Source organism: Amycolatopsis sp. N2S4-7 (assembly GCF_058119595.1).
In genome coordinates this window covers 1,573,003-1,598,669 of the sequence record NZ_CP172299.1, presented here as the reverse complement: position 1 = coordinate 1,598,669, position 25,667 = coordinate 1,573,003, and the positions used below count along the sequence as shown (strand labels likewise).

At 72.7% G+C, this 25,667-nt stretch carries 23 protein-coding genes; 11 read left to right on the top strand and 12 right to left on the bottom strand.

Annotated elements, in window-relative coordinates:
- Nucleotide 1 precedes the first annotated feature (1 nt).
- The 4 genes from ACH54P_RS07240 to ACH54P_RS07225 are packed head-to-tail and all read left to right on the top strand — an operon-like array spanning nt 2 to nt 7,182.
- Entirely contained in the window at nt 2-4,831 is a 4,830-nt protein-coding gene (locus ACH54P_RS07240) for an RHS repeat-associated core domain-containing protein (RefSeq protein ID WP_489911551.1), read from the top strand.
- 3 nt (nt 4,832-4,834) lie between these two features.
- Nucleotides 4,835-5,311, top strand: a complete 477-nt coding sequence (locus ACH54P_RS07235; RefSeq protein ID WP_489911550.1) for a hypothetical protein — start codon at nt 4,835-4,837, stop codon at nt 5,309-5,311.
- Nucleotides 5,312-5,363: 52 nt separating this feature from the next.
- On the top strand, nt 5,364-5,906 hold the full coding sequence (locus tag ACH54P_RS07230; RefSeq protein WP_489911549.1) for a GNAT family N-acetyltransferase: 543 nt from the start codon (nt 5,364-5,366) through the stop codon (nt 5,904-5,906).
- The gene (locus ACH54P_RS07225) at nt 5,896-7,182 is read left to right on the top strand and encodes an MFS transporter (protein WP_489911548.1); all 1,287 of its coding nucleotides are present in this window, start codon (nt 5,896-5,898) and stop codon (nt 7,180-7,182) included. Before ACH54P_RS07230 ends, ACH54P_RS07225 begins: the two co-directional genes overlap by 11 nt.
- Here the strand turns inward: ACH54P_RS07225 and ACH54P_RS07220 are convergent.
- Together ACH54P_RS07220 and ACH54P_RS07215 are read right to left on the bottom strand one after the other, a co-directional pair.
- A complete protein-coding gene (locus tag ACH54P_RS07220) occupies nt 7,179-8,399 on the bottom strand; it encodes an SGNH/GDSL hydrolase family protein (RefSeq protein WP_489911547.1) in 1,221 nt (406 codons plus the stop codon). The genes ACH54P_RS07225 and ACH54P_RS07220 overlap by 4 nt on opposite strands.
- A 383-nt stretch (nt 8,400-8,782) precedes the next feature.
- Entirely contained in the window at nt 8,783-9,046 is a 264-nt protein-coding gene (locus tag ACH54P_RS07215; RefSeq protein ID WP_489911546.1) for a hypothetical protein, read from the bottom strand.
- Nucleotides 9,047-9,283: 237 nt separating this feature from the next.
- On the opposite strand from ACH54P_RS07215, the gene ACH54P_RS07210 reads away from it, so the two are divergent.
- Nucleotides 9,284-11,632, top strand: coding sequence for an alpha-L-fucosidase (locus tag ACH54P_RS07210; RefSeq protein ID WP_489911545.1), 2,349 nt, complete (start codon nt 9,284-9,286; stop codon nt 11,630-11,632).
- Here the strand turns inward: ACH54P_RS07210 and ACH54P_RS07205 are convergent.
- The 4 genes from ACH54P_RS07205 to ACH54P_RS07190 form a co-directional block, all read right to left on the bottom strand.
- On the bottom strand, nt 11,613-13,592 hold the full coding sequence (locus ACH54P_RS07205; protein ID WP_489911544.1) for a HelD family protein: 1,980 nt from the start codon (nt 13,590-13,592) through the stop codon (nt 11,613-11,615). The two genes, ACH54P_RS07210 and ACH54P_RS07205, sit on opposite strands and share 20 nt — an antisense overlap.
- 68 nt (nt 13,593-13,660) lie before the next feature.
- Nucleotides 13,661-14,845, bottom strand: coding sequence for a 4-hydroxybenzoate 3-monooxygenase (locus ACH54P_RS07200; RefSeq protein ID WP_489911543.1), 1,185 nt, complete (start codon nt 14,843-14,845; stop codon nt 13,661-13,663).
- 33 nt (nt 14,846-14,878) lie between these two features.
- On the bottom strand, nt 14,879-16,372 hold the full coding sequence (locus ACH54P_RS07195) for an ArnT family glycosyltransferase (protein ID WP_489911542.1): 1,494 nt from the start codon (nt 16,370-16,372) through the stop codon (nt 14,879-14,881).
- A 40-nt stretch (nt 16,373-16,412) separates the two neighbouring features.
- Nucleotides 16,413-17,741: a type III PLP-dependent enzyme domain-containing protein gene (locus ACH54P_RS07190; protein WP_489911541.1), complete on the bottom strand. Its 1,329-nt coding sequence runs from the start codon at nt 17,739-17,741 to the stop codon at nt 16,413-16,415.
- Nucleotides 17,742-17,822: 81 nt separating this feature from the next.
- Between ACH54P_RS07190 and ACH54P_RS07185 the strand changes: the two genes are divergently transcribed.
- Nucleotides 17,823-18,707 (top strand): LysR family transcriptional regulator, encoded by an 885-nt coding sequence (locus tag ACH54P_RS07185; protein ID WP_489911540.1) that lies wholly within the window; start codon nt 17,823-17,825, stop codon nt 18,705-18,707.
- A gap of 208 nt (nt 18,708-18,915) precedes the next feature.
- Complete coding sequence (locus tag ACH54P_RS07180; protein ID WP_489911539.1) at nt 18,916-19,110, top strand: DUF2630 family protein; 195 nt, start codon at nt 18,916-18,918, stop codon at nt 19,108-19,110.
- 170 nt (nt 19,111-19,280) lie between these two features.
- Here ACH54P_RS07180 and ACH54P_RS07175 read toward each other — a convergent pair whose 3' ends face one another.
- Nucleotides 19,281-19,835, bottom strand: a complete 555-nt coding sequence (locus ACH54P_RS07175; RefSeq protein WP_489911538.1) for a hypothetical protein — start codon at nt 19,833-19,835, stop codon at nt 19,281-19,283.
- 12 nt (nt 19,836-19,847) lie between these two features.
- Complete coding sequence (locus ACH54P_RS07170) at nt 19,848-21,137, bottom strand: NAD(P)/FAD-dependent oxidoreductase (protein ID WP_489911537.1); 1,290 nt, start codon at nt 21,135-21,137, stop codon at nt 19,848-19,850.
- Between the two features lie 167 nt (nt 21,138-21,304).
- Here ACH54P_RS07170 and ACH54P_RS07165 point away from each other — a divergent pair, with 167 nt between their 5' ends.
- A complete protein-coding gene (locus tag ACH54P_RS07165) occupies nt 21,305-21,685 on the top strand; it encodes an STAS domain-containing protein (protein ID WP_489911536.1) in 381 nt (126 codons plus the stop codon).
- Between the two features lie 30 nt (nt 21,686-21,715).
- On the opposite strand, the gene ACH54P_RS07160 is transcribed toward ACH54P_RS07165, so the two are convergent.
- The 3 genes from ACH54P_RS07160 to ACH54P_RS07150 are packed head-to-tail and all read right to left on the bottom strand — an operon-like array spanning nt 21,716 to nt 22,697.
- Nucleotides 21,716-21,982: a DUF4235 domain-containing protein gene (locus ACH54P_RS07160; RefSeq protein ID WP_489911535.1), complete on the bottom strand. Its 267-nt coding sequence runs from the start codon at nt 21,980-21,982 to the stop codon at nt 21,716-21,718.
- Nucleotides 21,979-22,287 (bottom strand): DUF3618 domain-containing protein, encoded by a 309-nt coding sequence (locus ACH54P_RS07155; protein ID WP_489911534.1) that lies wholly within the window; start codon nt 22,285-22,287, stop codon nt 21,979-21,981. The genes ACH54P_RS07160 and ACH54P_RS07155 overlap by 4 nt, the downstream gene beginning before the upstream one ends.
- Complete coding sequence (locus ACH54P_RS07150) at nt 22,284-22,697, bottom strand: phage holin family protein (protein ID WP_489911533.1); 414 nt, start codon at nt 22,695-22,697, stop codon at nt 22,284-22,286. The genes ACH54P_RS07155 and ACH54P_RS07150 overlap by 4 nt, the downstream gene beginning before the upstream one ends.
- A 117-nt stretch (nt 22,698-22,814) precedes the next feature.
- Here ACH54P_RS07150 and ACH54P_RS07145 point away from each other — a divergent pair, with 117 nt between their 5' ends.
- The 3 genes from ACH54P_RS07145 (at nt 22,815) to ACH54P_RS07135 (ending at nt 24,739) form a co-directional block, all read left to right on the top strand.
- Nucleotides 22,815-23,276: an SRPBCC family protein gene (locus tag ACH54P_RS07145; RefSeq protein WP_489911532.1), complete on the top strand. Its 462-nt coding sequence runs from the start codon at nt 22,815-22,817 to the stop codon at nt 23,274-23,276.
- A gap of 85 nt (nt 23,277-23,361) precedes the next feature.
- Nucleotides 23,362-24,201, top strand: a complete 840-nt coding sequence (locus ACH54P_RS07140; RefSeq protein ID WP_489911531.1) for an aldo/keto reductase — start codon at nt 23,362-23,364, stop codon at nt 24,199-24,201.
- Nucleotides 24,202-24,271: 70 nt separating this feature from the next.
- Nucleotides 24,272-24,739 carry a hypothetical protein gene (locus tag ACH54P_RS07135; RefSeq protein WP_489911530.1) on the top strand — a complete coding sequence of 156 codons (468 nt, stop codon included), beginning with the start codon at nt 24,272-24,274 and terminating at the stop codon, nt 24,737-24,739.
- Nucleotides 24,740-24,808: 69 nt separating this feature from the next.
- Here ACH54P_RS07135 and ACH54P_RS07130 read toward each other — a convergent pair whose 3' ends face one another.
- On the bottom strand, nt 24,809-25,609 hold the full coding sequence (locus tag ACH54P_RS07130; RefSeq protein ID WP_489911529.1) for an ANTAR domain-containing protein: 801 nt from the start codon (nt 25,607-25,609) through the stop codon (nt 24,809-24,811).
- Nucleotides 25,610-25,667 lie beyond the last annotated feature (58 nt).

The following is a 25,667-nucleotide window of genomic DNA, read 5'->3' as shown; positions in this document are numbered from 1 at the left end:
AGTGGGAAACCCTTTGGTCGCGGAGGCGAAGGACTCGACCAAGGCGTATTCGGGTGTTTCGTTGTTGGAGTCGGCGAGTGATCTGAAGTCGGCGATCGAGAGCGGGGACTGGGCGGCGGTGGCGCTCGGTTCGGTCGGCACGGCGTTGGATGCGTTGTCGATGGCGATGGACCCGTTCGGGGCGATTCTGGCGGCCGGGGTGGGTTGGCTGATGGAGCACGTCGGTCCGTTGAAGGAGGCGCTCAACGGGTTGACGGGTAATGCGGATGAGATCGCGGCGCAGGCGGAGACGTGGAAGAACATCGCGACCGAGCTGGGCGGTGTCGGTGAGGATTTGACCGGCATGGTCGCGGCGGATACGGCGTCGTGGACGGGGATCGCGGCGGATTCGTATCGGCAGCGGGCGCGGGACACGGTGACGTTGCTGGGTACGGCGCAGCAGGGTTGTGAGGGGGCGTCCAGTGGGGTGAAGACGGCCGGTGAGGTCGTCGCGGCGGTGCGGGCGCTGGTGCGGGACATCATCGCGGAGCTGGTCGGGCATTTGATCAGCTGGGCGTTGCAGGTGGTGTTCACCCTGGGGATCGGGTTGACGTGGGTGGTGCCGCAGGTGATCGGTGCGGTGGCGAAGACCGCGTCGAAGATCGCCGATTTGGTGAAGCGGCTGGTTACGGCGTTGAAGGCGCTGATTCCGCTGTTGAAGCGGGCGGGTGATCTGTTTTCGGATGCGGCGAAGGCGCTGCGCAACATCAAGCCGGGCAAGGCCGCGCCCCCGCCCAAGCACGCCGACATCCAGGGCAACCCCAAGGGCCTCGACGGTCCCAAGGGCAACGGCTCGCCGGACGCGCCGAAGCCCGACGGGAACACGGCACCGTCGGGTGCGAAGGGCGACGGCACCACGCCCTCCGGGGCCAAGGGCGGCCCGGACGCACCGCCGAAGACCGATCCGCCCCCGGCTTCGAAGGGGCCCGACGACACCCCGAAGAGCCCGGACCCGTCGCCGGACGGCTCGACCACGCCCTCGGGCGCGGGCAAGGGCGGCGGGGACAAGAGCCCCTCGTCGAACAAGCCGGACAACCCGCGCGACCGCGGGGTCGGCCCCGACGACCGCGTCTGCAAGTCCGACCCGGTCGACGTGGCCAACGGCGACGTCGTGCTGGAGCAGCGCGACCTGGAGCTGCCGGACGCGCTGGCCCTCGTGCTCGACCGCACGCACATCTCGTCCTACCGGGCCGGGCAGTGGTTCGGTCCCACGTGGACGTCCACTGTGGACCAGCGGCTCGAGCTCGACGACGAGCACGTCTGCTACTTCTCCGCCGACGGTCTGATCCTGGTGTACCCGCACGCCGCCACCGGCGTCCCGGTGCTGCCGCTGGAAGGACCACGGCGCCCGCTGACCCGCACGGCGACCGGCTACACGCTCCACGACCCGCTGGCCGGCCGCACGCTGACCTTCGCGCCGCTGCCCGGCCGGGGCGCCGCGCTGCAGCCGCTGCGGCGCGTCGAAGACTTCGGCGGCTCCGTCATCTCCTGCGCCTACACCCCTTCGGGCGCGCCGTCGCGCCTGTCGCACTCGGCCGGGTACGAGGTGGAGCTCACCACCTCCGGCGGGCGCGTGGTGGCGGTGGACGTGCTCGACGGCGACACCGGCTACCGCGTCCACGCCACCCGCTACGACTACGACCCGCGCGGACGGCTGGTCGCGCTCTACGACTCGTCGGAGACCGCGGTCCGGTTCGAGTACGACGACGCCGGCCGGATCACCGGCTGGCAGGACCGCAACGGCGTCTGGTACCGGTACCTCTACGACGCCGAGGGCCGCTGCGTGGTCACCGTCGGGGACTCCGGCTTCCTCGACGGCCGGTTCGCCTACGACCCGGCGCGCCGCGTCACGACGTTCACCGACTCCCTCGGCCACACCAGCGAGCACCACTTCAACGAGCTCGGCCAGCTGGTGCGCGAGGTCGACCCCCTCGGCGCGGTCACGGTGTACACCTGGGACCGCTACGACCGGATGCGGACCCGCACCGATCCGCTCGGCCACACCACGCTGTTCGAGCACGACGAGACCGGCGCCCTGCGGGCCGTCGTCCGGCCCGACGGCAGCCGCGTCGCCGTCACCCGCCACCTCGACGGCGCCCTCGACATCGCCGTCGAGGCCGAAGGCCGCGTCTGGCGGCGCAGTTACCCGGCCGGCAGCGCGCCGGACCCCTACACCACGCAGCTCGGCACCTCCGACGGCTCGGCGGAAGCGGCGGCCGGCGAAGAGTCCGCGCGCCCCGGCACCGCGGCGGCCACCGCCGCCCACGTGCGCGAGCGCGGGGCCGACACCGACCTGTTCGGCCGCCCGAAGGTGGCGGTCGACGCCGGCGGCGGCCGGAGCGGCCTGCGCTGGAGCGTCGAAGGCAAGCTCCTGGCCCGGACGGCGCCGTCCGGGGCGCAGGAGGCGTGGCGCTACGACCGGCAGGGCAACGAACTCGGCCACACCGGCCTGCTCGGCCAGGTCGAGTCCCGCGAGTACGGCCCGTTCGACCTGCTGACCGCGGTCACCGACGCCACCGGCGCGCGGACGTCGTACGCCTACGACACCGAGCTGCGCCTGGTCGCGGTGACCAACCCGGCCGGGCTGAGCTGGCACTACACCTACGACCCGGCCGGACGCCTCGCCGCCGAGTCCGACTTCGACGGCCGCGTCACCCGCTACACCCACGACGCCGCCGGACGGCTGGTGCGCTCGGAATCCGGCGGCCTGGTCGCCGAGTACGCCTACGACGTGCTCGGCAACGTCGTCTCCCGCCGCACGGCCGACGAGCTCACGACGTTCTCCCACGACCCGGCCGGCCGGCTCGCCTCCGCGGCGAACGCCGAGTCCCGGGTGGAGATCGAACGCGACGAGCAGGGCCGCGTCCTCGCGCACACCGTCGACGGGCGGACGATCTCGTTCGGCTACGACGACGAAAACCACCTCGTGCACCGCCGCACACCGTCCGGTGTGGACAGTGTCTGGCGCTTCGACCCGGACGGCGTCCCGCTGGCGCTGGAGACCGCGGGCCGGTCGATCCACTTCGGACACGACGGCGGGGCCGAGACCCGCCGCGTCCTCGGCGACGTCGTGCTCGAGCAGGCGTACGCGGGGGAGCGGCTCGCCGGGCAGACCGTCACGGTCGCCGGGCAGCGGGTGCACTCGCGGGGTTACGAATACCGGCCCGACGGCGAGCTCGCCGGCATCGACGACGACGCCACCGGTCCCGTGCGGTACCAGCTCGACGCCGCCGGCCGGGTCACCGCGGTCACCGGCCCGAACCGCGCCGAGCAGTACCGCTACGACGGCGCGGGCAACATCACCGGCACGGCCCGGGAACGGCGGTTCTACACCGGCACCCGGCTGACCGCGTCGGACACCGCGGCCTACGAGTATGACCCGCAGGGCAGGCTGGTCGCCCGCCGGGACGCCGCGGGCGCCGTCTGGCACTACACGTGGAACGCCCTCGGCAGGCTCACCGGCGTCGTCACCCCGGACGGCAGCCACTGGCGCTACCGCTACGACCCGCTGGGCCGGCGCACGGCCAAGCAGCGGATCGTCCCGGGCGGCCCGGGCGGTGCCCCGGTGGTGGCCGAGCAGGTGCTGTTCACCTGGGACGGCACCACCCTCGTCGAGGAGCAGGCCGGGCCGCGGACCACCACCTGGGAGTACCACCCGGACGACGGGAAACCGCTGGCGCAGCTGGCCGCCGGCCGGCTGGCCACGGTCGTCACCGACCAGGTGGGCGCACCGGTCGAGCTCGTCGACGAGGCCGGCGCGCTGCTGTGGCGCGGGCAGGCCGACCTGTGGGGCGCGCCGCTGACCCCGGCGGACCCGGGCGGCACGCCGCTGCGGTTCCCCGGCCAGTACCGCGACGCCGAGACCGGGCTGCACTACAACGTCTACCGCTACTACGACCCGGCGACCGGGCGGTACCTCAGCCCGGACCCGCTGGGCCTCGAACCGGCGCCGAACCCGGTCGCGTACGTGCCCAACCCGCTCGTCGCGGCCGACCCGCTCGGCCTGGCGCCGACCGTGTCGCCGTGCGGGAAGGTCAGCGACAACCGGGCCCCGAAGCGCAAGCGCTCCGAGGACGACTCGGCCAACGCGTCCGGCTCGGGCTCGAACAAGAAGCCGAACACCGGCAAGAACTACAAGCCGGGCGACGTGGTCAACGACAAGCTCGAGCACCCGTCGATCCAGAAGTACAACGACTTCCCGAAGGGCCAGGGGAAGGGCTACAAGGACGACGGCGGCCTCAACAAGAACCAGCGCTCCGAAGAGGTCGGCGAGGCGGGTGCGCACGAGTACCTGAAGAAGACGACCGGCAAGGACGACCTGGACATGGTCAAGCCGACGAAGGACAACCCGCTGCCGGCCGGCCAGTACAAGACCGAGGCGGGGAAGCCGTGGCCGAACGCGGTGACCTTCAAGGGCAACAACGTCGTCGACGGCGCCTACTGGGACGGGCAGACCCTGCACGTGGTCGAGGCGAAGGGCAACGGCTCGACCCTCACCGAGGGGCTGCGCGCCCGCCGGGAGAAGTTCGACCCGGCGACCGGGCTCCGGTACGACCCGTCGAAGCCCCGGCCCGACGTCGGCCTGGACCAGGGGACCAAGCCGTACCTGAAGGACGTCGCCGCCAACATGTGGCGGACCAAGCCGGAGGCCAAGGGGTTCGACGGCCGGGTCGAGGTGGGCGAGTCGATCTGGAAGGCCCTCGACGAGGGCAAGCCGCCGGTCAAGTACGTCACGGTCAACACCAAGGCCAACGCGGACGGCACCGCGGTCGTCTCGCTGCCGGGGAGGTAGGGCATGGGTTACGCGCTGGTCTTCCGGGCGATGTCGGTCGCCGGGTTCCGGGAGCGGGTGGCCGCCGACCCGGTGGTCGCGGCGTTCCGCGACGCCGGCGGGGGCGAGCCGACGCAGGAGGTCGCGGAGGCGGTCGTGCGCACGGCGCTGGCGATGGGCACCGAGGTCGGCGCGACCGGGCACGCGGTGGCGGGCGGCGAGGCGTTCCGCGAGGAGCTGTTCGGGGGTGTCCTCGCCGGGCTGCTCGGCGCGGACCTGGCCGACCACCTGCTCGCGCGCGGCCTCGAAGGCATCGTCTGGAACGACTACCCGATGGTCGGCTGGGTGCTCGCCGCCGAACTCCGCGAGGGGCTCGCCCGTGCCGGTGACGACCTGCCCGAAGACCTCGACGAGGACGACGCCGAAGTGGTCGAGGACGTGCTCGCCGCGTTGCGCGCGGCGGCCGGAACGGGCCAGGACGTCGTGACGGTGTACGGCTGACGTCCCGTTCGGGGACTCGACAGCGGGTGTCCCGGGGGACGACACTGGGCCGATGACCGGCCTGATCACCGGTAGCCGTGTCCGGCTGCGGCCCGCCGCCGCCCCGGACGCCGCCCGGTTCGAGGAGATCCTGTCGCATCCCGAAGTCGCCCGCTGGTGGGCCGACGCCGAGGAGCCGGTGGCCGCCCAGGTGTCCTACCTCCTGGACCCCGACGAGGGCACCACGACCTACGCCATCGAGCACGACGACGTCGTCGTCGGCATCGAGCTCGCGTTCGAGGAGGCCGATCCCCAGTACCGGCACGCCGGGATCGACATCGCGGTGCACCCGGACTGGCAGGGCCGCGGCCTCGGCACCGACGCCATCCGCGCGCTGGCCGAGCACCTGTTCACGGTGCGCGGGCACCACCGGCTGGTGATCGACCCCGCGGCGGACAACGAGTCCGCGATCAAGCTCTACCGGTCGCTCGGCTTCCGGCCGGTCGGCACGATGCGCTCCTACGAGCGCGGGCCGGACGGCAGCTGGCACGACGGGCTGCTGATGGACCTCCTCGCCGAGGACCTGGTCCCCGCGGCGGTGCTGAGTGGATCGTGAAGCCGAGCTCGTGACCACGCCCGGTGCGGCGCGGCAGCTGCGGAGGGTCGCCGTGGCGAGCGCGGTCGGCACCACGATCGAGTGGTACGACTACTTCATCTACAGCACGGCCACGGCCCTCGTCTTCGGCAAGCTGTTCTTCACGACGCTCTCGCCCGCGTCGGGCACGCTGGCCGCGTTCGCCACGCTCGGCGTGGGGTTCCTGGCCCGCCCGGTCGGCGGCATCCTCTGGGGTCACTTCGGCGACCGCGTCGGCCGCAAGGCGATGCTGGTGCTGTCCCTGCTCCTGATGGGCGTGGCCACGGTCGGCGTCGGCCTGCTCCCGACGTACTCCGCGATCGGCGTCTGGGCGCCGGTTCTGCTCCTGGTCCTGCGGTTGCTGCAGGGCCTGAGCGCGGGCGGCGAGTGGGGCGGCGCGGCGCTGATGGCGGTCGAGCACGCCCCCGAGGACCGCCGCGGCCGGTACGGCGCGTTTTCGCAGATCGGCGTCCCGGCCGGGCTGATCCTGGCGCAGGTGATGTTCTTCGTCCTCGGCCGCGCCCTGACCGACGCGCAGTTCGCCTCGTGGGGCTGGCGGGTGCCGTTCCTGGCGAGCATCGTGCTGGTCGGCGTCGGCCTGGTGATCCGGCTGCGGATCGAGGAGACGCCGGTGTTCGCGCGGCTGCGGGAGTCCGAGGCGCGCAGCAGCCGGCCGATGGTCGACGTCCTGCGCGAGCGGCCGCGGGCGCTGCTGGTGGCGTCGGGCAGCTTCATCGCGAACACCGCGATCGGGTACATCTTCCTGGCGTACCTGCTGTCCTACGGCACATCCGTGCTGAAGATCAACCGCACGACGCTGCTGGTGGTGGTCATCATCGGCAGCGTGACGTGGCTGGCGAGCATCCTCGCCGCGGCGGCGTGGTCGGACCACGCCGGCCGCAAGCCGGTGTACCTGGCCGGATCGGTGCTGCTGGTGGTCTGGCCGCTCCCGTTCTTCCTGCTGGTGGACACCCGCCAGACGCTGTGGCTGATCGTGGCGGTGGTGGTGCTGAACCTCGGCCTCGGCGCGACGTACGGACCGCAGTCGGCGTTGTTCGCGGAGCTGTTCGAACCGCGCTACCGCTACAGCGGAGCGTCGTTCTCGTACGCGGTGGGCGCGGTCCTGGGCGGCGGGTTTGCGCCCCTGATCGCAACGGCACTGCAGACGGCCACGGGGACTTCCCTTTCGGTGTCGCTGTATCTGGTCGCGGTGGCGTTGCTGAGCCTGGTCGCGGTGCTCTTCATCCCGAGGAATTAGAGCCGGTCGAGGCGGATCGCCGCCGCCATGCGTTCGTAGCCCGCATCGCCGGGGTGGAGGTGATCACCCGAGTCGTACGCCGGCAGCATCCGCAGCGGGTCGGCCGGGTCGCGGACCGCCGCGTCGAAGTCGATCACGCTGTCGAACACCCCGCTCGTGCGGATGAACGTGTTGACCGCCTGCCGGGTGGCCTCCAGCGTCTCGTCGTAGACCCGCCAGCCCTTGAACGGCGTGAGCGTGCCGCCGAGGACGCGGATGCCGCGGGCGTGCGCCTGCGCCACCAGCTGGCGGTAGGCCGACGTGATCGCGGCCGGGTCGGTCTGGTGCGGCGTCTGCTGGATGTCGTTGATGCCCTCCAGCACGATCAGCGTCCGCACCCCGCCCACGCCCAGCACGTCGCGGTCGAACCGGGACAGCGCGTTCTGGCCGGCGCCGGACCCCGGCACGTCGAGGAGCAGCCGGTTGGCGCTGATCCCCGCGTTGAGCACGCCGAACCGGCCGTGCAGCCGGTCCGCCAGGTAGTCCGGCCAGCGGTGGTTGGCGCCGGCGACCGAGCCGACGCCGTCGGTGATCGAGTCGCCGAGCGTCACGATCGAGGCGTCGGCGTCGCCCTGGACGTCGACGCCGGAAACGTAGTGCCACACCGACGTCTGCTCGGTGTACGGGGCGCCGGACTCGCTGGCGGCGAAGTCGCCGGCGCGCGTGAAGTACGACGTCTGCGACGCGGCCGGGTGGTAGGTGACCGGGCCGGACTTCGCCGGCACGTACGTCGTGACGAGCAGGTTGGTGTCGGCGGGCACCCGCAGGTTCACCGGGTCGCTCAGCGCCTCGGCGCCGGCCGGCACGACGACGCTCGGCGCGCCGCCGAACGTCAGCGACCGCAGCGTGCCCGCCACGGCGTCCGGGCCGGTGCCCTGGACCGCGACGGTGACGTGCCCGAAGGTCAGGGGCGTCGCCCCGAAAGCGTTCGACAGGTGGATCCGGGCCCGTTTGCCGCCGGCGCTGGTGTGCACGACGTTGCGGATCGAGTAGCCCGGGTAGCCGTCCGGGGTGTTCGCCACGGCGGACGCGGGTGCCGCGGCCCAGGTGCCGACCCAGCCGCCGACGGCGTGCTGGGCGACCACCGGGACAGCGCTTTCAGGATTCGCGTCGCCGGACGTCGTGAGGATGCCGAGGCCCGCCAGGACAGCCGCGCTCACGGCCAGGAAGCGTCGCATGCCACCACGTTCTCTCGTGGCACGCGCAGCAGCGACCGCTGATCAGGTGACGAGGGGGACAAGATCCGGGACAGGGGCCGGGGCGGGCCCGTCCGGGATTCTGGGGATGCCGGACGGGCCCGCGCGAGGTGGCCGTTGCCGCGACGGCCGCTCGCCGGGGTACCCGGTCCCGATCGGGCGGAGGCTGGCCCGGATCGTTGCATCGTGGCGACCCCGGAGGGCGTGTGCGAGACGCCCTCACCCAGAGCACGGCCGCCGGCCCGGGCCGGTTCAGCCCTCCCGCAGGTTTCTCGGGCCGGCGACGCCCGAACGCCGTGAAGGGCACCCTCACGGACGAGGGTGCCCTTCACGGTCTTCGAGCGGGAGGCTCAAGCAGCGGCGGCTCAGGCAACGGCAGGAAACGTGCCCAGGGCGCGGTACCCCGCATCGGTCAGTTCGGCGGGCGCCCACTGACCGCGGGCGACGGGCCGGGTGGCTCGGACCAGCCCGGCGCGGGCGAGGTCGTGGGCGGTGCTCTGGTCGCAGCACGGCAGCCCGTCCACGCGGAGGTCGGGTTCACAGCTGCAGCGGAGCTCGGCGCGCCCGTCGGCGATCGCCTTGAGCATGGCGATCGCACGGCGGCTCAGCGCGTTCGGGTCGGTGGACATCGGTCTGGCCTTTCGGTGCGGCTCGGTTCGGCGGCGAGGGCTGCAGCTCGTCACCTAGGGACACGCGGCGAACACGAGCACGGTTCACCACGATCGGTCCACTTGGCCCCTTGACACGGCGGAGACCACCAAGCAGGCTCATTCATCGGATGAATCAGTTCCGACAACGACAGATGTGCGTCTTGAGGGCGAACTCTGTCGAAATTCCGCCGTAGTCATCCGATCCCTGGAGGCTCAGTGTCGACCTTCCCCCGCCGTCAAGCCCTCGGCATCGCGCTGGGAGGTGCCGTCGCGCTCGGCGTGGCCGGCCGCACCCCGGCCGGCGCCGCCATCCCCGTCGACGCCGCTCCCGACAGCCCGGAGACCCCGATCGTCCCGCCCCCGCCGCCGGTCCCGGTCGCCCTCGACGCCTGGTTTTCGAACGACGGCATCGACAGCGCGTCGGCCACCGGAGGTGACTTCGACGGGTCCGGCTACACCTTCCCCGCCGAACACCTGCCCGCCGGGCCGGTGACCGCGGGCGGCGTCCCGTTCCGGCTCGGCTCCGCGGCCGCCGGGGCCAAGAACAACATCGCCGCCACCGGGCAGCGGATCGACCTGCCGAAGGGCCGCTACTTCGTCGCCTACTTCCTGGTCGCCGCCAGCTACGGCGCCACCGGCGGCCCGGCGACCGTGCACTACGCCGACGGCACCACGAGCACCGGCTCCCTGTCCGGCCCGGACTGGTACACCGGCAACGGCGCCCTCGTCTCGCCGTTCCGCTACGCACCCGGCGGGGTCGTCGACAACAACCCGGTTTCCCTGGCCACCGGCCAGGTCTGGGTCGACCCCGCGCGCGAAGCCGTCGCGCTGACCCTGCCCACGACGGCCACGCCCGCGCCGAACGTCTCCAGCCTGCACGTCTTCGCGCTCACCCTGCAGCCGGTGGCGGTGGGCCGCTCGGCCCTGATCCTCGACGGACGCTCGACGGCCAACCTCCTGACCGACGGCGGCCCGCAGGCCGCCGAGGCGACCGTCGTCAACGCGGGAACGGTGTGGCTCGGCGCGCGCGACCGGGTCACCGTCACCGTCGACGTCCCCGGCGGGCGGACCACCGTGCCGGCGACCATCCGCGCCCTGGCGCCGGGGGAGCAGGCGAGCGTGCGGCTCGGGCTCGCGCCGAACGCGTCCGTGCCGCCCGGAACCACAACGAACGGCCAGATCCGCGTCACCGCCGGGCGCGGGACCCTCGCCGCCCAGCAGGTCCCGATCACCCTCGGCGTCCCGGACTTCCGGCCCACCGATGCGTCGCTGTCGACGCACCGCGCGCCGTACTGGTTCAACGACAGCAAGTTCGGCATCTTCATCCACTGGGGCGTGTACGCCGTCCCGGCGTGGGCGCCGGTCGGGCAGCAGTACGCGGAGTGGTACTGGCAGAACCAGCAGGACCCGAACGGCGCGACGTACGCCTACCACGCCAAGACCTACGGCGAGAACTTCGCCTACGACGACTTCATCCCGATGTTCACCGCGAAGAGGTTCGACCCGCGCACCTGGCTGAACCTGATCGCCGACGCGGGTGCCGAGTACTACGTGCTGACGTCGAAGCACCACGACGGCTTCGCGTTGTGGGACACCAAGGTCAGCGACCGCAACTCCGTCAAGCTCGGCCCTCGCCGGAACATCATCGCCGAGCTGTTCGCCGCGTCGCGGAAGTACACGCCCCAGCTGCGCAACGGCCTGTACTTCTCGCTGCCCGAGTGGTTCAACCCGGACAACCCGTGGATGGGTCACGCGCCGCGCAACCCCTACACCGGCGCGCCGCTGCCCTACACCGGCTACACCGCCGGGAAGGACTTCGTCCGCGACTACCAGGCGCCGCAGGTGCTCGAGCTGATCTCGGAGTTCGATCCCGACGTCCTGTGGTTCGACATCGGCGGCGTCAACGACAGCCGCGCCGTGCTCACGGAGTACTTCAACCGCGCGAAGAACCGCAAGCGGCCCAAGGACGTCACCTACAACGACCGCGGCGGCATCCCGGACCACGACTTCACCACGCCGGAGTACACGACCTACCCCAACACCGTGGTGGCGAAGTGGGAGGCGAGCCGCGGCCTCGACCCCTTCTCCTACGGCTACAACCGCGCGACCCCCGACAACCGGTACATGACGGCGGCGGAGGTCGTCCGGACGCTCGTCGACATCGTCTCGAAGAACGGCAACTTCCTGCTCGACATCGGCCCGGACTTCGACGGCACCATCCCGGACGTCATGCAGCGGCACCTGCGGGACGCGGGCGCGTGGCTCAAGGTCAACGGCGAGGCGATCTACGGCACGACGTACTGGTCGCGGATGGCCCAGCTCGGCGACCTGCGGTTCACGGTCAAGCAGAACGAGGCGTTCTACGTGCACTCCCTGGCCGCGCCGGGCAGCAGGCTGGTGGTCGACGCGCCGGTGCCGATCCGCACGGGTGACCGGGTGACCCTGCTCGGGTACCGCGGCAACCTGCACTGGACGGTGGAGAACGGCGCGCTGGTCATCGACGTCCCGGCCGCGGCCCGGCAGGCGGGCCGCTACGCCTGGGTCTTCAAGGTCGCCTGGAGTTGAGCGGACGGCGGACGGTCAGCGAACGCAGTTCTCGCGGCACCGGCCCGGAATGCACCACGCCCAGCCGCCGGGTGGCCCGCGTCATGGCCACGTAGAGGTCGTTGGGCCCGTGCGGGCCGGCCGCGAGGACGGCGGCGGGGTCGGCGATCACGACCGCGTCGAACTCCAGGCCCTTCGCCTCGGCCGGGGTCAGCAGCACGACCTCGGCCGTCAGGTCCGGCGGCACCGGGAGCGCCGGCGCGCCTGCCGCCGGCGCGATGATCGCCAGCCGCCCCCCGGTGTGCGCGTCGGCGAGTTCGGCGAGCGTGCCGGGCACGTCCGCGGTGGGGAGGCGCCACGGTGCCTCCCCGCCGGCCCGCACCGACCGCGGCGGCCGCAGCGCCGGGTAGTGCGTGGCAAGCAGCTCCGCGGCGACCGCCATGATCTCCGCCGGGGTGCGGTAGTTGACGGTCAGCTGCGCGAGCCGGTGCGGCCGCGGCACCCGGTCCCACGACACCGCACCCGCCGCGCTCCCGGTCTGCGCCAGGTCGCCCACGATGGTCATCGACCGGGAGGGACAGCGGCGCACCAGCATCCGCCAGGCCATCTCGGACAGCTCCTGCGCCTCGTCGACCACGACGTGCCCGAACACCGGCACGCTCTCGCCGACCAGCGCGGCGACCTCGTCCAGCAGCGGGATGTCCGCCGCGCTCCACGGTCCCTCGACCACCTCCGCCGGGGTCAGGGCCGGCCACAGCTCGTCGAGCACGGCCCGGATGCCGGCGTCGCCGAGCAGCGCCGTCCGCAACGCTGCCCGGTCCACCTCGTCCAGCAGGACCCGGGGGCCGTCGTCGTCCTCCGAGCCGAGCACCACGCCGGCGGCCCCCAGCGCCCGCAGTTCGGCCTCACCGAGCCGGCCGTCGGCGCTGCCGCCGTCGAGCGCCGCACCGCTCTCGGTGAACACGACCGCTTCCAGCCGTTCGGTCAGCTCCCTGGTCAGGGCGTCCACGACCGCCCGGTGGAACACCAGCCGGGCCTGGTTGTGCGGCAACCCGGTCTCCCGGGCCTCCCGCGCGGCCCCGCGGACCGCCGCCGGGTCCAGCCGCACCGCCTGCTTCTCGAACTCGACGTCCACCGGCTCCCCGGGCACCCGGACCGTGGCCCGCACCCGCTCGGCCAACCGGGCCGCCATGTCCGCCCGGCCCTTGCGGACGGTCTCCGCAGCCGGATCCACCCGGGTGACGGCCACGCCGGGCAGGAGATCGGGCACGGTCGTCATCACCACCCGGTCTTCGCCGAGCCCGGGCAGCACCTGGCCGATGTAGTCGAGGAACACCCGGCTCGGACCGATGACGAGCACCCCGCGGGACCGCAGGTGCTCCTGCGTGTACAGCAGGTAGGCGACCCGGTGCAGGGCGACGGCCGTTTTGCCGGTGCCCGGCCCGCCCTGCACGACGAGCACACCCTGGGCGTCGTCCCGGATGATCCGGTCCTGCTCGGCCTGCAGGGTCGTGACGACGTCCCGCATGCGCCCGGTCCGCTCGGCCGTCACGGCGGCGAGCAGCGCGGCCTCGCCGACCAGCCCGGCGGTCGGTGCGCCCCCAGCGGACGGGTCGAGCAGCTCGTCGTCCAGTGCGACGACGGTCCGGCCGCGCGTGGTGATCCGACGGCGGCGCACGACCTCACCCGGCTCGGCGGCGGTCGCGGTGTAGAAGGGGCGGGCAACCGGCGCGCGCCAGTCGGCCAACAGCGGCTCGTCGCCGTCGAACAGCCCGATCCGTCCGATGTAGACCTGCCGGCCGTCGGCCAGGTCCAGCCGGCCGAAGCACAGCCCGTCTTCGACCGCCAGCCGGGCCACTTCCGCCCGCCACACGTCCGGCGCGTGGCCGCGGGCGAGCGCGGCGGCCGCCTCCGCCCGCGCCGCGTCGAGGTGGGCGTAGAGAACGTTCAGGTGGTCCTGCTCTGCGGCGAGTTCATGCACGCCGACGAGCGTGCGCGCGATTTCGCGAAAAGTGCAGTCTTGTTCTTCTTGACAGCGTCAGCCGCCGGTCAGAGATCGGCGTTCTTGCCGATGTAGAGCTCCGCGAACGCCGCCGCGGCCGCGGGCGAACCCAGCAACCGGCGCATCCGGGCCTCCGCGATGCGCGCCTGGAACGGGTTCTCGCCCGCGGCCGCGGTGTGGTGGAAGATGTCCGACAGCCACTGGGAGAACTCCTGGTACTGCCACACCAGCGGCAGGCACGCGTCGGAGTAGCCGGCCAGCGGCGCCGGGTCGCCCGCGTAGTGCGCCGCCAGCGCGTCGGTCAGCAGGAAGGCGTCGTGCAGGGCGAGGTTCATGCCCTTCGCCGCGATCGGCGCGACCAGGTGCGCCGACTCGCCCGCGAGGTGCAGCCGGCCGTGCGACATCGGCTCCACGACGTAGTTGTGCATGTCGAGGATCCGCTTTTCGAACAGCTTCCCTTCGATGATCGGGCCGTCCGGCACCGCCAGCCGCGCGTGCAGCTCCTGCCAGACGCGCTCGTCCGGCCAGTCGGCTTCCGTCTCGCCCGGCGCGGTCTGCAGGTAGAAGCGCGTCACGGCCGGCGTGCGCGCCATGTGCGCGGCGAACCCCCGCGGGTGGATGCCGAACAGCACGCCGTCGGCGGACGGCGGCGCCTCCGCGAGCAGGGCCAGCCAGCCGATTCCGTAGTCGTGATGGGCTCGGATCGTGGATTCCGGCGGGAAACACCGCTGGGAGACGCCGCGGGCGCCGTCGCAGCCGGCGATGAAGTCGCAGTCGATCCGGTGCGCGCCCCCGGCGGTCCGGAACGTCACGGCGGGGGAGTCCGAAGCCAGGTCGTGCAATTCCACGTCCGACACCTCGAACACCGCTTCGCCGCCGGCGTCGGTGTACTGCGCGACCAGATCGGTCACCAGGAGTTGTTGCGGGTACACGAAATGCCGCTGCCCGGTGACGTCGCCGTAGCGGAAGACGTGCCGCCGCCCGGCGAACCGGAACTCGAACTTCTCGTGCCGCGGCGCCTTCGCGACGAGCTGCTCGCCGAGGCCGCGCTGTTCGAGCCCGCGGACCGCCCACTCCTCGATGAAGCCGGCCCGCGGCCGCTGTTCGATGAACGCCCGGCTCTGTTCCTCCAGCAGCACGCAGCCGATCCCCGCGCGCCGCAGGAGGTTCGCCACCGTCAACCCGGCGGGGCCCGCCCCCACCACGACCACTGCCGTGCGCGTCGCCACCATGCGCCCGAGGGTAGCGCGAACCGGGCAAACCGTTCAGTAGAACTGACGCAGCTTCGGCCACGCGGTCGACCACGGCTCGGTCAGGGTGCACAGGGAGAGCACGGTGCCGTTTTCGTCGTTGTCGACGCCGTCGGCCGTGCGGTTCTTGGCCACCACGCGGCAGCCCGTGATCAGCCGCGACGCGGGTGAGCCGCGCTCGAAGCCCCCGACGAGCAGCACCGGGCCGACCAGCCGGTCCGGCGGCGGTCCCCAGTCGGCGTAGGACATGTGCGGCGAGTACGGCCGGGGCAGCCCGCGCGCGGGCCCGTAGTGCTCCAGCGCGCCCGCTTCCCCGTAGTTCCCGGCGACGATCACCGCGGTGTCCCGCTCGGTGGCCGGGATCCGGGCCCACGCGTCCGCGACGGTGCCGGTGAGCTGGGGCCAGCCGATCTGCTCGCCCGGTTCCTTGTTCATCGCCAGCAGGACGCCGTTCAGCGCCGAGGGCGGTACCACCGGGAGTCCGATGAGGACGGACACGGCGACGCACACCGCGGCCGCCGCGCCGGTGAGCACCCGCCGCGTCACCCGGCCCCGGCTCAGCCACCGCAGCACCGGCTCCGCCCCCAGCGCCACGAGCGGCAGCAGCAACGGCACCGAGTAGTACGGCTTCCCGCCCAGCACGAGCAGTTCCGCGCAGACGACCGGGTAGGCGATCGCCAGGGCGCGGGCCCAGCGCAGACCGGGTTCGCGCCACGGCCGCAGGAGCCCGGCGATCCACACCGGGACCAGCACGGGGGAGAGGTAGACCAGCTGCATCGGCACGAACAGGACGCGGTTCTCCGCGCCGTCGTCCTCGCTGATCCCGCCGGCGACGGTGAGCATCGGGAAGCCGTGCGACGCCTGCCAGACCACGACCGGCGCGGCCAGCACGACGGCGATCCCGGCGCCGGCCGCGAGCCACCAGGTCCGGAACACGCGGCGCGGCCCGGCGACGAGCACGCCGAGGCCGAGCCCGGACAGCAGGAGCAGGACCAGCCACTTGTTCGCCAGGCCGAGCCCGGCCGCGGCACCGACCGCGAGCCACCACCGGCCGTCGCCGGTCCGCAGCAACCGCAGGCCGAAGAGCGTGATCAGCGACCACAGCAGCACGTCCGCGGAGTTGGTGGCCAGCATGTGCGCCACGACCAGGACGTACGCCGACAGCGCCGTCGCGACCGCGGTGCCCAGCTGGACGCCGCGGCCGCCGCCGAACTCGCGGGCGATCAGCGCGACGACCACGACCGTCGCCATGCCCAGCAGGGTCGCGACCACGCGCAGGCCACTCGGTGTTTCGCCGAACAGCGCTGTCGACGCGCGGGCGAGCCACGGCGTGATCGGCGGGTTGTCGACGTAGCCCCAGTCCGGCCGGTGGCCCGCCGCGACGAAGTACAGCTCGTCGCGGTGGAAACCGTAACGGCCGGACAGCGCGGTCAGGATCACCGCCTGCGCGGCGACGACAATCCCTACCGGCAACGCGGCGAACCGCGGTAGTTCCCGACCGTCCCCCATGGCAGTCTCCCCTCAGCGTGGCCGGATCGTACGCCGGTGATCATGCTTCCGGGAGCGCTCCGACGTATTCGGCGCCCGCGTCCGCGACCAGCTCGGCGACGGTCTGCGCACGGCGGATCGGCGTGAACTCCACCTCGCCGCGGCCCGACACGGTGAACCCGTGCACGGCCGGGCGCGGCAGCGTGTTGTACGCGTAGTGCGCGCCGAAGTAGTACGCGCCGGTGTCGTGGGCGACGACGAGGTCGCCCGGTTCCAGCAGCGGCAGCGGCCGTTCCCGCGCGAGGAGGTCGCCGGCGAAGCAGAGCGGCCCGGCGATGTCCTGTGGCACGGCGGGTCCGGTCTTCGGCGTGCCCGACGCGTCGAGCGCGCTGATCCGCAGCGGCCAGTGCTCCGGCTGGAGCACCGTGCGGGCCGCGACCTGGGCGCCCGCGTGCGTCACGGCGATGTGCCTGCCGCCCGCCACCTTCGTGTATTCGACGGTGCTGACGAGGAAACCGCTCTTCGCCAGCAGGGACCGGCCGAACTCGGTGACGTAGGAGTACCGGCCGTCGGCGAGCGCCGGGACCCGCGCGAGCAGGGTCGCGACGTAGTCGCCGTAGGTCGGGCCCGGGTCGTCGGAGGCGAAGTTGACCGGCAGCCCGCCGCCGAGGTCGATGCTGGTCACCTGCCGGTACCCGGCTTCGGCGTTGATCTCCTCGGCGAGCGCGTGCGCCGCGGCGACGCCTTCGGCCATCAGGCCGGGCGGGCAGCCCTGCGAGCCGACGTGGACGTGCAGGCGGGTCAGCCACGGCCGGTGCGCGAAGGCCTCGAGCAGCAGCCCCCGGTTCCCGTGGTCCCGCACCGGGATGCCGAACTTCGACGCCGCCGTGGCGGTGCTCGTGTCGCCGATCCGGCCCGCCCCGACCTGCGGGTTGATCCGCACACCCAGCACCGAACGCGGCGGCGTCGCGCCGACCAGCCGGTCGAGCCGGGCCAGCTCCTGGAAGTTGTCGGCGTTGACCGCGGTGCCCTCGGCCAGCGCGTGCGCGAGTTCGGCGGGGGTCTTCGCGGGGGAGTCGAGCACCAGCCGCGGGCCGCGGAGCCCGGCGGCCTCGGCGACCGCCGTCTCGCCGGGGCTCGCGACCTCGGCGTCGACCCCGAGGTCGCCGAGGAACCGCAGGAGCGGGGCCAGGCCGCACGCCTTGACGGCGACCGTGTGCTGGACGCGCCCGAGCGGGGCGAACGCCTCGGTGAGCTCTTCGACGGCCGTGCGGAGCCCGGCGAGGTCGACGAACCCGGCCATCGGATCGACGAGCCGCCGCTCGGCCGCGGCGGCGAGGGCGAGCAGCCTGCGGTCGGTGCGGGTCAGGGGAGCGCTGGTCGTGGTCATGGTCCCAGGACAGCAGCGCGCGGGGCGGCCGGTCCAAGACTTCGTCCCGATGAAATCATAGGACCGCCCTATAATGCCTGGATGGATCTTCGCCGCTGGCACTACTTCGCCGTGCTCGCCGAAGAAATGCACTTCACGAAGGCTGCCGCCCGGCTGTTCGTGTCGCAACCGTCGCTGAGCCAGCAGATCCGCGCGTTCGAAGCCGAACTCGGGGTCGCGCTCCTCGACCGGTCGGGCCCGCGCTTCGCGCTGACGGAGGCGGGGCGCGTCGCCGCCGGGGAGGCGCGGGAGCTGCTCGACCGCCTGGACCGGGCGCGGGGCGTGATCGCCGCGGCCGGCCGCGGCGACGCCGGACGGCTGCGGATCGCCTACACCCGGTCGGCGCCCGGCCCGCGGGCCGGTGACCTGGTCGCGGCGTACCGCTCGCGGTACCCGGACGTCGAACTCGCCCTGGAGACGGGCTGGACCAGCTTGAACCTGGCCCGGCTCGCGGCGGGCGAGATCGACGTCGGGTTCGTGCGGCCGCCGGTGACGGCCCCGGGCGTGGAGGTCGCCGTGGTGGGGTCGGAGGAGGTGCTGATCGCGCTGCCGTCGGATCACGCGCTCGCCCGCCGCCGCGGCCGGGTGCGGCGGGCCTGGATCGCCGGCGAACCGGTGGTGTTCTGGCCCCGGGAGAACGGCCCGGGCCAGTACGACGCGATCAGCGGCCAGGTGTGGCCGGGCGGGGTACCGCCGATCGTGCGCGAAGAACCCGAGGACGAGCAGCTGATGCGCGCGGTAGCGGAGGGCGCGGGCCTCGCGGCGGTCCCGGAGCACCGGGCCCGCGCCCTCCGCCGCCGCGGCGTGGTGCTGCGGCGGCTGGAGGAGCCGGTCCCGCGGATCGACCTGGGCCTGGCCTGGCGCGCCGCGGCGGTGTCGCCGGTGGTGAAGGCGTTCGTGGAGCTCGCCTCGGCCGGAAGGCCGTGAGCGGGCTTCGGTTCAGCGGCGTCAGGCTCCGGAACTTGCGGGAAGGGCCGGTGAGGACGCCACCCGTTCCGGTGCCTCGCCGCCCGCCCGATGCGGCGTCCGGCGGACCCGACCGGGCCGATCACCTTCGGCGTCCAGTCGATCACCCCTGGCGGGACCATTCGCGGGGCGTAAGCTCGCGGGCATCCGGAGTCGAAGGGGATTTCCCATGCCAGGGCACGAAATCACCGACCGCATCGCCGACCTGATCGACGAAGAACACCGGCTGCGCACGGCTGCGCTGCACCACGGCGGCCTCACCCCGGACGAGCGCGCCCGGCTCAAGGAGCTCGAACGCCGGCTGGACGCGGCCGTCGAGCTGCTGCACCGCCGCCAGGCCCTGTCCGTCTTCGACGACGACTGAACGCGGGAAGGCCACCTCGACGGACTCCGAGTCCTCGAGGTGGCCTTCCGAACTCGCGCCAGGAGTGCCGCAGCAGGGCGCCGAGCCTTCCCGGAGGTCCAGCACCGCGACCTTCGCCCGGGTCGCGACTGTTCCGCTCATGCGCGGCCGTCCGCGCCGGCTTCGGCGGGCTAAACGTTGCCGAGCGCGGCCCGGACCGCCGCCACCACGTCCGGGTGGCCGAGGGGCAGCGGCGGCGGCACGCGGTCCTCGGGCCCCTCGCTGCTCGAGGCGATCACCCGCACGTCCGTGCCCGCCTCGCGCAGCTTGCCGACGACGTCGTCGTGCTCGGCCAGCCAGGCGTCGTTGGCCTTCGCCGCGTCGCCGGACCCGAGGAAGGCGTCCGACGCCGGGTCGACCAGGAGCAGGTGGGTGGCCGCGCCCGGGTGGCGTTCGACGAGCTGGAGGGCTTCCGCCGCGAACGGCCCGCTCGCCACGACGGCGATCTCCGGGTCACCGGGGCCCTGGTCGCCGAGGAGGTCGTCGGCCTCGGTGAGGGCACCGCCGGCGGGGACCCGGCACCAGAAGACGCCGCGCTGCCCGGCGAGATCCCGCCAGGTCGCGGGCAGCTCGTCGTGCTTCGCGGCGCCCGCGGGGTCGAGGACGATCACCTTGGCGCCGGACGGATCGCCGGCGGTCACCACGGACGGGCCTTCGGAACGGACGGGTTCGGGTTCGGCGGGCATGCGGTCTTCCTTTCAGCGGCGGGGGAGTTCCGGGGTGTCCGTGTCGAGCGGCACGGCGCCGGAGCGGACGAGTCCCAATTGGACGGTCTGGCGGCCGGTCAGCTTCTCGAGGGCCCAGTCGGCGGCCGTGCGCACCCGGTTCCCCGGCATCGCCATGAGGTGGTAGCCCCGCGTCACGGCCTTCGCCGGCAGCCCGGACAGCGGGATGTGCAGGGGGTTCGCCGCGGCGGCGCCGGCGCCCAGGTCGACGACGAAGCCGAGGTCGTGGTGCCGGTAGGTGCCGGGGCGGCCGTGCCCCAGCGACGCCGCGACGTTGCGCCCGGCGAGCTTGCCCTGCCGCTCGGCGTGCTGGGCGGTCATCGCGGTGTACTGGCCGGGGCGGGTCAGGTCGGGCACCGCGGCGGCGTCGCCGCAGGCGAAGACGTCGTCGCGGCCCGGCACGTTCAGCTGCTCGGTGACCACGAGCCTGCCCTTCGCCGTCTCCAGGCCGAGCTCGGCCACCAGCGGGTCCGGCCGCACGCCGACGCACCACACGAGCGTGCGGGTCGGCACCGGTTCGCCGTTCGTCAGCGTGACGCCCTTGTCGTCGGCCTGGTCCACGGACGTCTTCATCAGCACTTCGATCCCGCGCGAGCGCAGCACCGCGTCGGCGGTCCTGGCGAGCCGCTTGTCGAGCTCGGGCAGCACCCGCTCGGCGACGTCGAGCAGCAGCCAGCGGATCTTCTGCCCGGCGAGCTCGGGGTGGCGCGCGGCCAGCGCCTCGGTGAACGCGGGGCCCTGCGCGGCCACCTCGGTGCCGGTGTAGCCGGCACCGACGACCACGAACGTGCAGCGCGCTTCGCGTTCGGCGGGGTCTTCGGCCATCGCGGCCAGTTCGATCTGCCGGGTGATGTGGTCACGCAGGTAGAGCGCTTCCGGCACGCCCCGGAACCCGTGCGCGTACTCCGGCACCCCCGGGATCGGCAGCAGCTTGTTGACGCTGCCCGCGGCGAGCACCAGCCGGTCGTAGCGGATCCGGTGCTCCCGGTCCTCGGGGTCGGTGTAGGTGACGTCGCGAGCGTCGAAGTCGATCCCGGTCGCGACGCCGAGCAGGAGGCGGACCCCCGGCAGTGTCTCGGGGATCGACACCGTCACCCGCCGCGGGTCGAGGATCCCGGCCGCCACCTCCGGCAGCAGCGGCAGGTAGAGGAAATAGTCCGTCGGATTGAGCACGACGATTTCCACGTCCTCGCCGGTTTCCTTCCGCAGGCTTTTCGCCGCGTGGTAACCGGCGAAGCCGCCGCCGACGATCACGACACGCATGGATCTCCTTCCGGGGCGGATATCCGTCTCCGGCCGATTACCCGAGGCCGGGGCGGGGAAACCCACGGGGTTGACCTTCCGGTCCAGTGGCGTACGGTCAGGGGTGTTGGCTGTTGTTCAGACACGTGCTCCGGTCAGCGCCCCTGTACGCTGAGAAAGGGAGCGCCATGGACGACTGGTTCCGCACGATGCACGAACCGTCCGGGTTGACCGTCACCACGAACGAAAGAACGAACGGGATTCGCGTTCACACCTTGGTGGGCGATATCGACGCCGCGACGGTCGGAACGCTCGACAACGCCCTCGCCCCGAGTGACCGGCAGGTCGCCGACCTGAGCCGGGTCGCGTTCCTGAGCTGCGCCGGGGTCCGGTCGCTGCTCACCGCGAACGCCCGCACCGAACTCGCCGTCGTCCTCGGCGGCCACGCGGTGACCCGCTCGCTCGAAGCCACCGGGGCCGACCTGGTGCTGAAGATCCACCCCGGCGTCGGGGCGGCACTCGCCGCACTGGCCCCCGGCGTGGTGTCCGAGCCCGGCCGGGAGGCGTGACCCCGTCACGCCTCCCGCCGTCCACTGTGGTCAGTCGTCGTCCGGCCAGTCGCCGGTCGCCTTCTGGTAGCCGATGGCACCCGCCCGCTCGGTCGCGGCCTTGACCGCGGCGAAGATGGCGCCCTGCACCGCCGCCGCGACGAGCACCTGACGCCAGGTGTAGTCGCGGTCGGTGGCGCCGGGCGCGTCTTCCTCGCCGGCCACGCGCTTCCAGACCTGCTTGAAGGCCTGGCCGGCGAGTACCCCGCCCAGCGCGCCGACGACCCAGCTCAGCGGCTTGTACAGGACCTTGTTCACGAGTCGTTCCTCCGTCGCAGGATCAGGCGGATCACGATCAGCAGGCCCAGCACGCCGGCGAAGACCGGCAGCGGGTTGCTCCGGACGACGTCGGCGCCCTGGCGGAACTTCACCGCGGTCGGCGCGTTCGTCACGTCGGCGACCTTCGCCGTCGCCTTGTCGAGCTTTTCGTCGACGTTCTCCTTGACCCGGGTCTTCACGTCGAGCTTCTGCCCGAGCGCTTCCAGGGTCTCGGTGAGCTCTTCCCGGGTGGTGTCCCGGTCGAGCCTCGCTTCCTCGGCGTTCTTCGGGAAGTCCTCGCTCATGTGCGCACTCCCTGTTTCACGGTCTCGACGTCTTCGCGGACACCGGAGATCGCTTCTTCGGGTACCGGCGGCACCCCCTGGGTGACCTCGTTCTTGCCGACCAGCGCGGCGATCCCGGCGATCAGGAACAGCACCACCGCGACGATCACCGCGGCGAGCCAGCCGGGCACGACCAGCGCGAGCGCCAGCACGGCGGCCGCGACCAGCGTGCCGGCGCCCAGCAGCGCGAACAGGCCCGCCGCGCCGAACAACCCGGCGCCGAGGCCCATCTTCTTGCCCTTGCGCTGCAGTTCGAAGACCGCGAGCCGCATCTCGTCCCGGACGAGCCGCTTCACCTCGTCGGTGAGGTCCGTCACCAGTTCACCGACCGAGCGGTCGGCCGCCGGTTTCTTGTTCGCCTCTTCGATCACGGAACACCTCCTTACCTGGCCGCCGTGTACCCGGCTCCGCCCGAGGTCAATCACGGCGGGTTTGACGGCCGCGGCACCGGGTAGCCGAAGATCCCGACCACCGACGAGGAGGAGTGCATGAGCACGATCACCGAAATCGTGGACGTGGAAGTCCCCGTTTCGACCGCGTACAACCAGTGGACGCAGTTCGAGGAGTTCCCGAAGTTCATGGAGGGCGTCGAGCAGATCCGCCAGACGGACGCCACCCACACCCACTGGGTGACGAAGTTCGGTGGCGTGACGCGCGAATTCGACGCGACGATCACCGAACAGCACCCCGACGAGCGGGTCGCCTGGACGTCCGACTCCGGGCCCGACCACGCCGGCGTGATCACCTTCCACCGGCTGGACGACTCGCACACCCGGGTGACCGCCCAGATGGACATCGACCCGGAGGGCTTCGCCGAGAACGTCGCCGACAAGCTCGGCGTCCTCGACCGCCGGGTGAAGGGCGATCTCAAGCGGTTCAAGGAGTTCATCGAACAGCGCGGCCGGGAGACCGGCGCCTGGCGCGGTGACGTGGACCGTCCGGGACGGTAACCCGATCGGGCACAGCGGCGCGGCGGGGCGAGTGGATCTCGCCCCGCCGCGTTTCGCGTCTCCGGCCCTCGGGTAGGCCGCACCCATGACGACCACCACAGCCGACGTTCCCACCGTGGAACTGAACAACGGCGTGCGGATCCCGCAGTTCGGGTTCGGCGTGTTCCAGATCCCGCCCGAGGAGACCGCCCAGGCGGTGCGCACGGCGCTGGAGGCGGGCTACCGCCACATCGACACGGCGCAGATGTACCGGAACGAGGCGGGGGTCGGCGCCGGCGTCACCGAGTCGGGCCTGGCGCGCGAAGACGTGTTCGTCACCACGAAGCTGGCGAACGACGCGCACGGGCACGACAACGCGATCACCGCGCTGGAGGGCAGCCTGCGGCGTCTCGGCTTCGACTACGTCGACCTCTACCTGATCCACTGGCCCCTGCCGCACAAGGACAACTACGTCCGGACGTGGCAGGGCTTCGAGGACCTCCTGCGGGCGGGCAAGGCCCGCGCGATCGGGGTGTCCAACTTCCAGCCCGCCCACCTCGACCGGCTGGCCGACGAAACCGGCACCGTGCCCGCGGTCAACCAGATCGAGCTGCACCCGGCGCTGCAGCAGCCCGGGCTGCGCGCGTACCACCGGGAGCACGGCATCGCCACCGAGGCGTGGAGCCCGCTGGCGCAGGCCGAGGTCCTCGAGGACCCGGTGCTCACCGGGCTCGCGGAGAAGCACGGGCGGACGGCCGCGCAGGTCGTGCTGCGCTGGCACCTCCGGCTCGGGAACATCGTGTTCCCCAAGTCGTCCTCGCCCGGCCGGATCCGGGAGAACATCGACGTGTTCGGTTTCGACCTCGACGACGAGGACATGGCGGCGATCGGCAAGCTCGACGACGACCGCCGCACCGGGCCGGACCCGGACACTTTCACGGGGTGACCGCGGCGTTTCCCTGCGCAACCTGAGGGGTACCTCTTCCGGGTAGGTCCCCCAGGAAGGAGCGTCCGGCATGACCACCAACGCGTATCTGTCGTTTCTCGCGATCGGAGTGGCGCTGGTCCTGATAGACGGGCAAGTCATCTACCGCAGCGGTCGCCGGTACCTGGAGAACTCCTACGGCGACCCGGCGGCCGGAGCTTCCATGACCCGCCTGGTCACGGTGCTGTTCCACCTGGCGACGCTGGGGGTGCTGGCGCTGATCTCGACCATCAACATGGGGAGCAGCGACCTGCCGGGCGTGGTCGGGCGGCTCGGCGTGCTGCTGCTGATCCTCGCCCTGGCCCACGCGATCACCCTCGGCATCCTCGCCCGCATCCGCGGTGAGCAGGAGGTCGAGGCGGTCGTCCAGCGCGGCGGACGGCGGCCGGCGGTGCCGGAGCAGCCGGGCCCGTCGGTCACCCCGGTGCCGGGGCAGGAAGGCCCGTATCCGACCGCCAGCCCGTCGCTGGAGAACCGGTCCCCGTACTCGGCCCCGTAACAACGGGGACGGAGGCAACCGAGGGCGGCACTTTCCCCAGGAGTGCCGCCCTCGGCGTATCCGGTGAGCTCAGGCCTCGGCGGCCGGCAGGTCCACCGCGGTGTGCTGCGCGGCGAGCGCCTTCGCCAGGTCGGCGAGCTTGACGTTCATCTCCTGGGACGCGCGGCGCAGGACGTCGAAGGCCTCGTCGGCCGAGATGCCGCGGCGCTGCATCAGGATGCCCTTCGCCTGGCCGATGACGTCGCGGCTGTCGACCGCGCGGCGCAGGTGCGCCGCCTCCAGCTCGGCCGAGGCCACGGCCTGCGTGTGGGCCAGCGCGAGGGACGCGTGCGAGGCCAGCAGGAGCGCGCTGTCGACCGCCCGGGCGTCGAACGCGCCCGGGCGCCTCGAGTAGATGTTCAGCGCGCCCGAGAGCCGCGGCGGGCGGGCGTCCGGCAGCAGGGCCGTGGCCAGCACCGAGTGGTAGCCGTACCGGGCGGCGGCCGGGCCGAACGACGGCCAGCGCGGGTCGTGCCCGACGTCCTGCGACCAGCCGATGGCCGGCCCGTCCGGGCGGGCCGCCTCGACGCAGGGGCCTTCGCCGTGGTCGTACTGGACCTGGTCGAGGTGCACGGCGACCGGGTCCGTCTCGACCGGCGTGTGGAACGCGCCGCCGGGGTCGCGCAGGGTGACGCTGACCAGGTCCGCGTCCGGGATGAGCGCGGTCGCGGCGCCGACGACGAGCTTGAGCACCCCGCCCACGGTCGGCGTCACGTCGAGCAGGGTCCGCGTGAGATCGGCGAACTGCCGCACCAGGGGTCCCGGTGCCTGCTCACCGTCCGGCCCGAACCAGGCCCGTTCCCGGGCCCACTCGTCTTCGCCGACGCTCATTCGTCCTCGCTGTCTTCGATCGGGTGCTGGACCTTCCATTCAACCCGATATCGGTGCC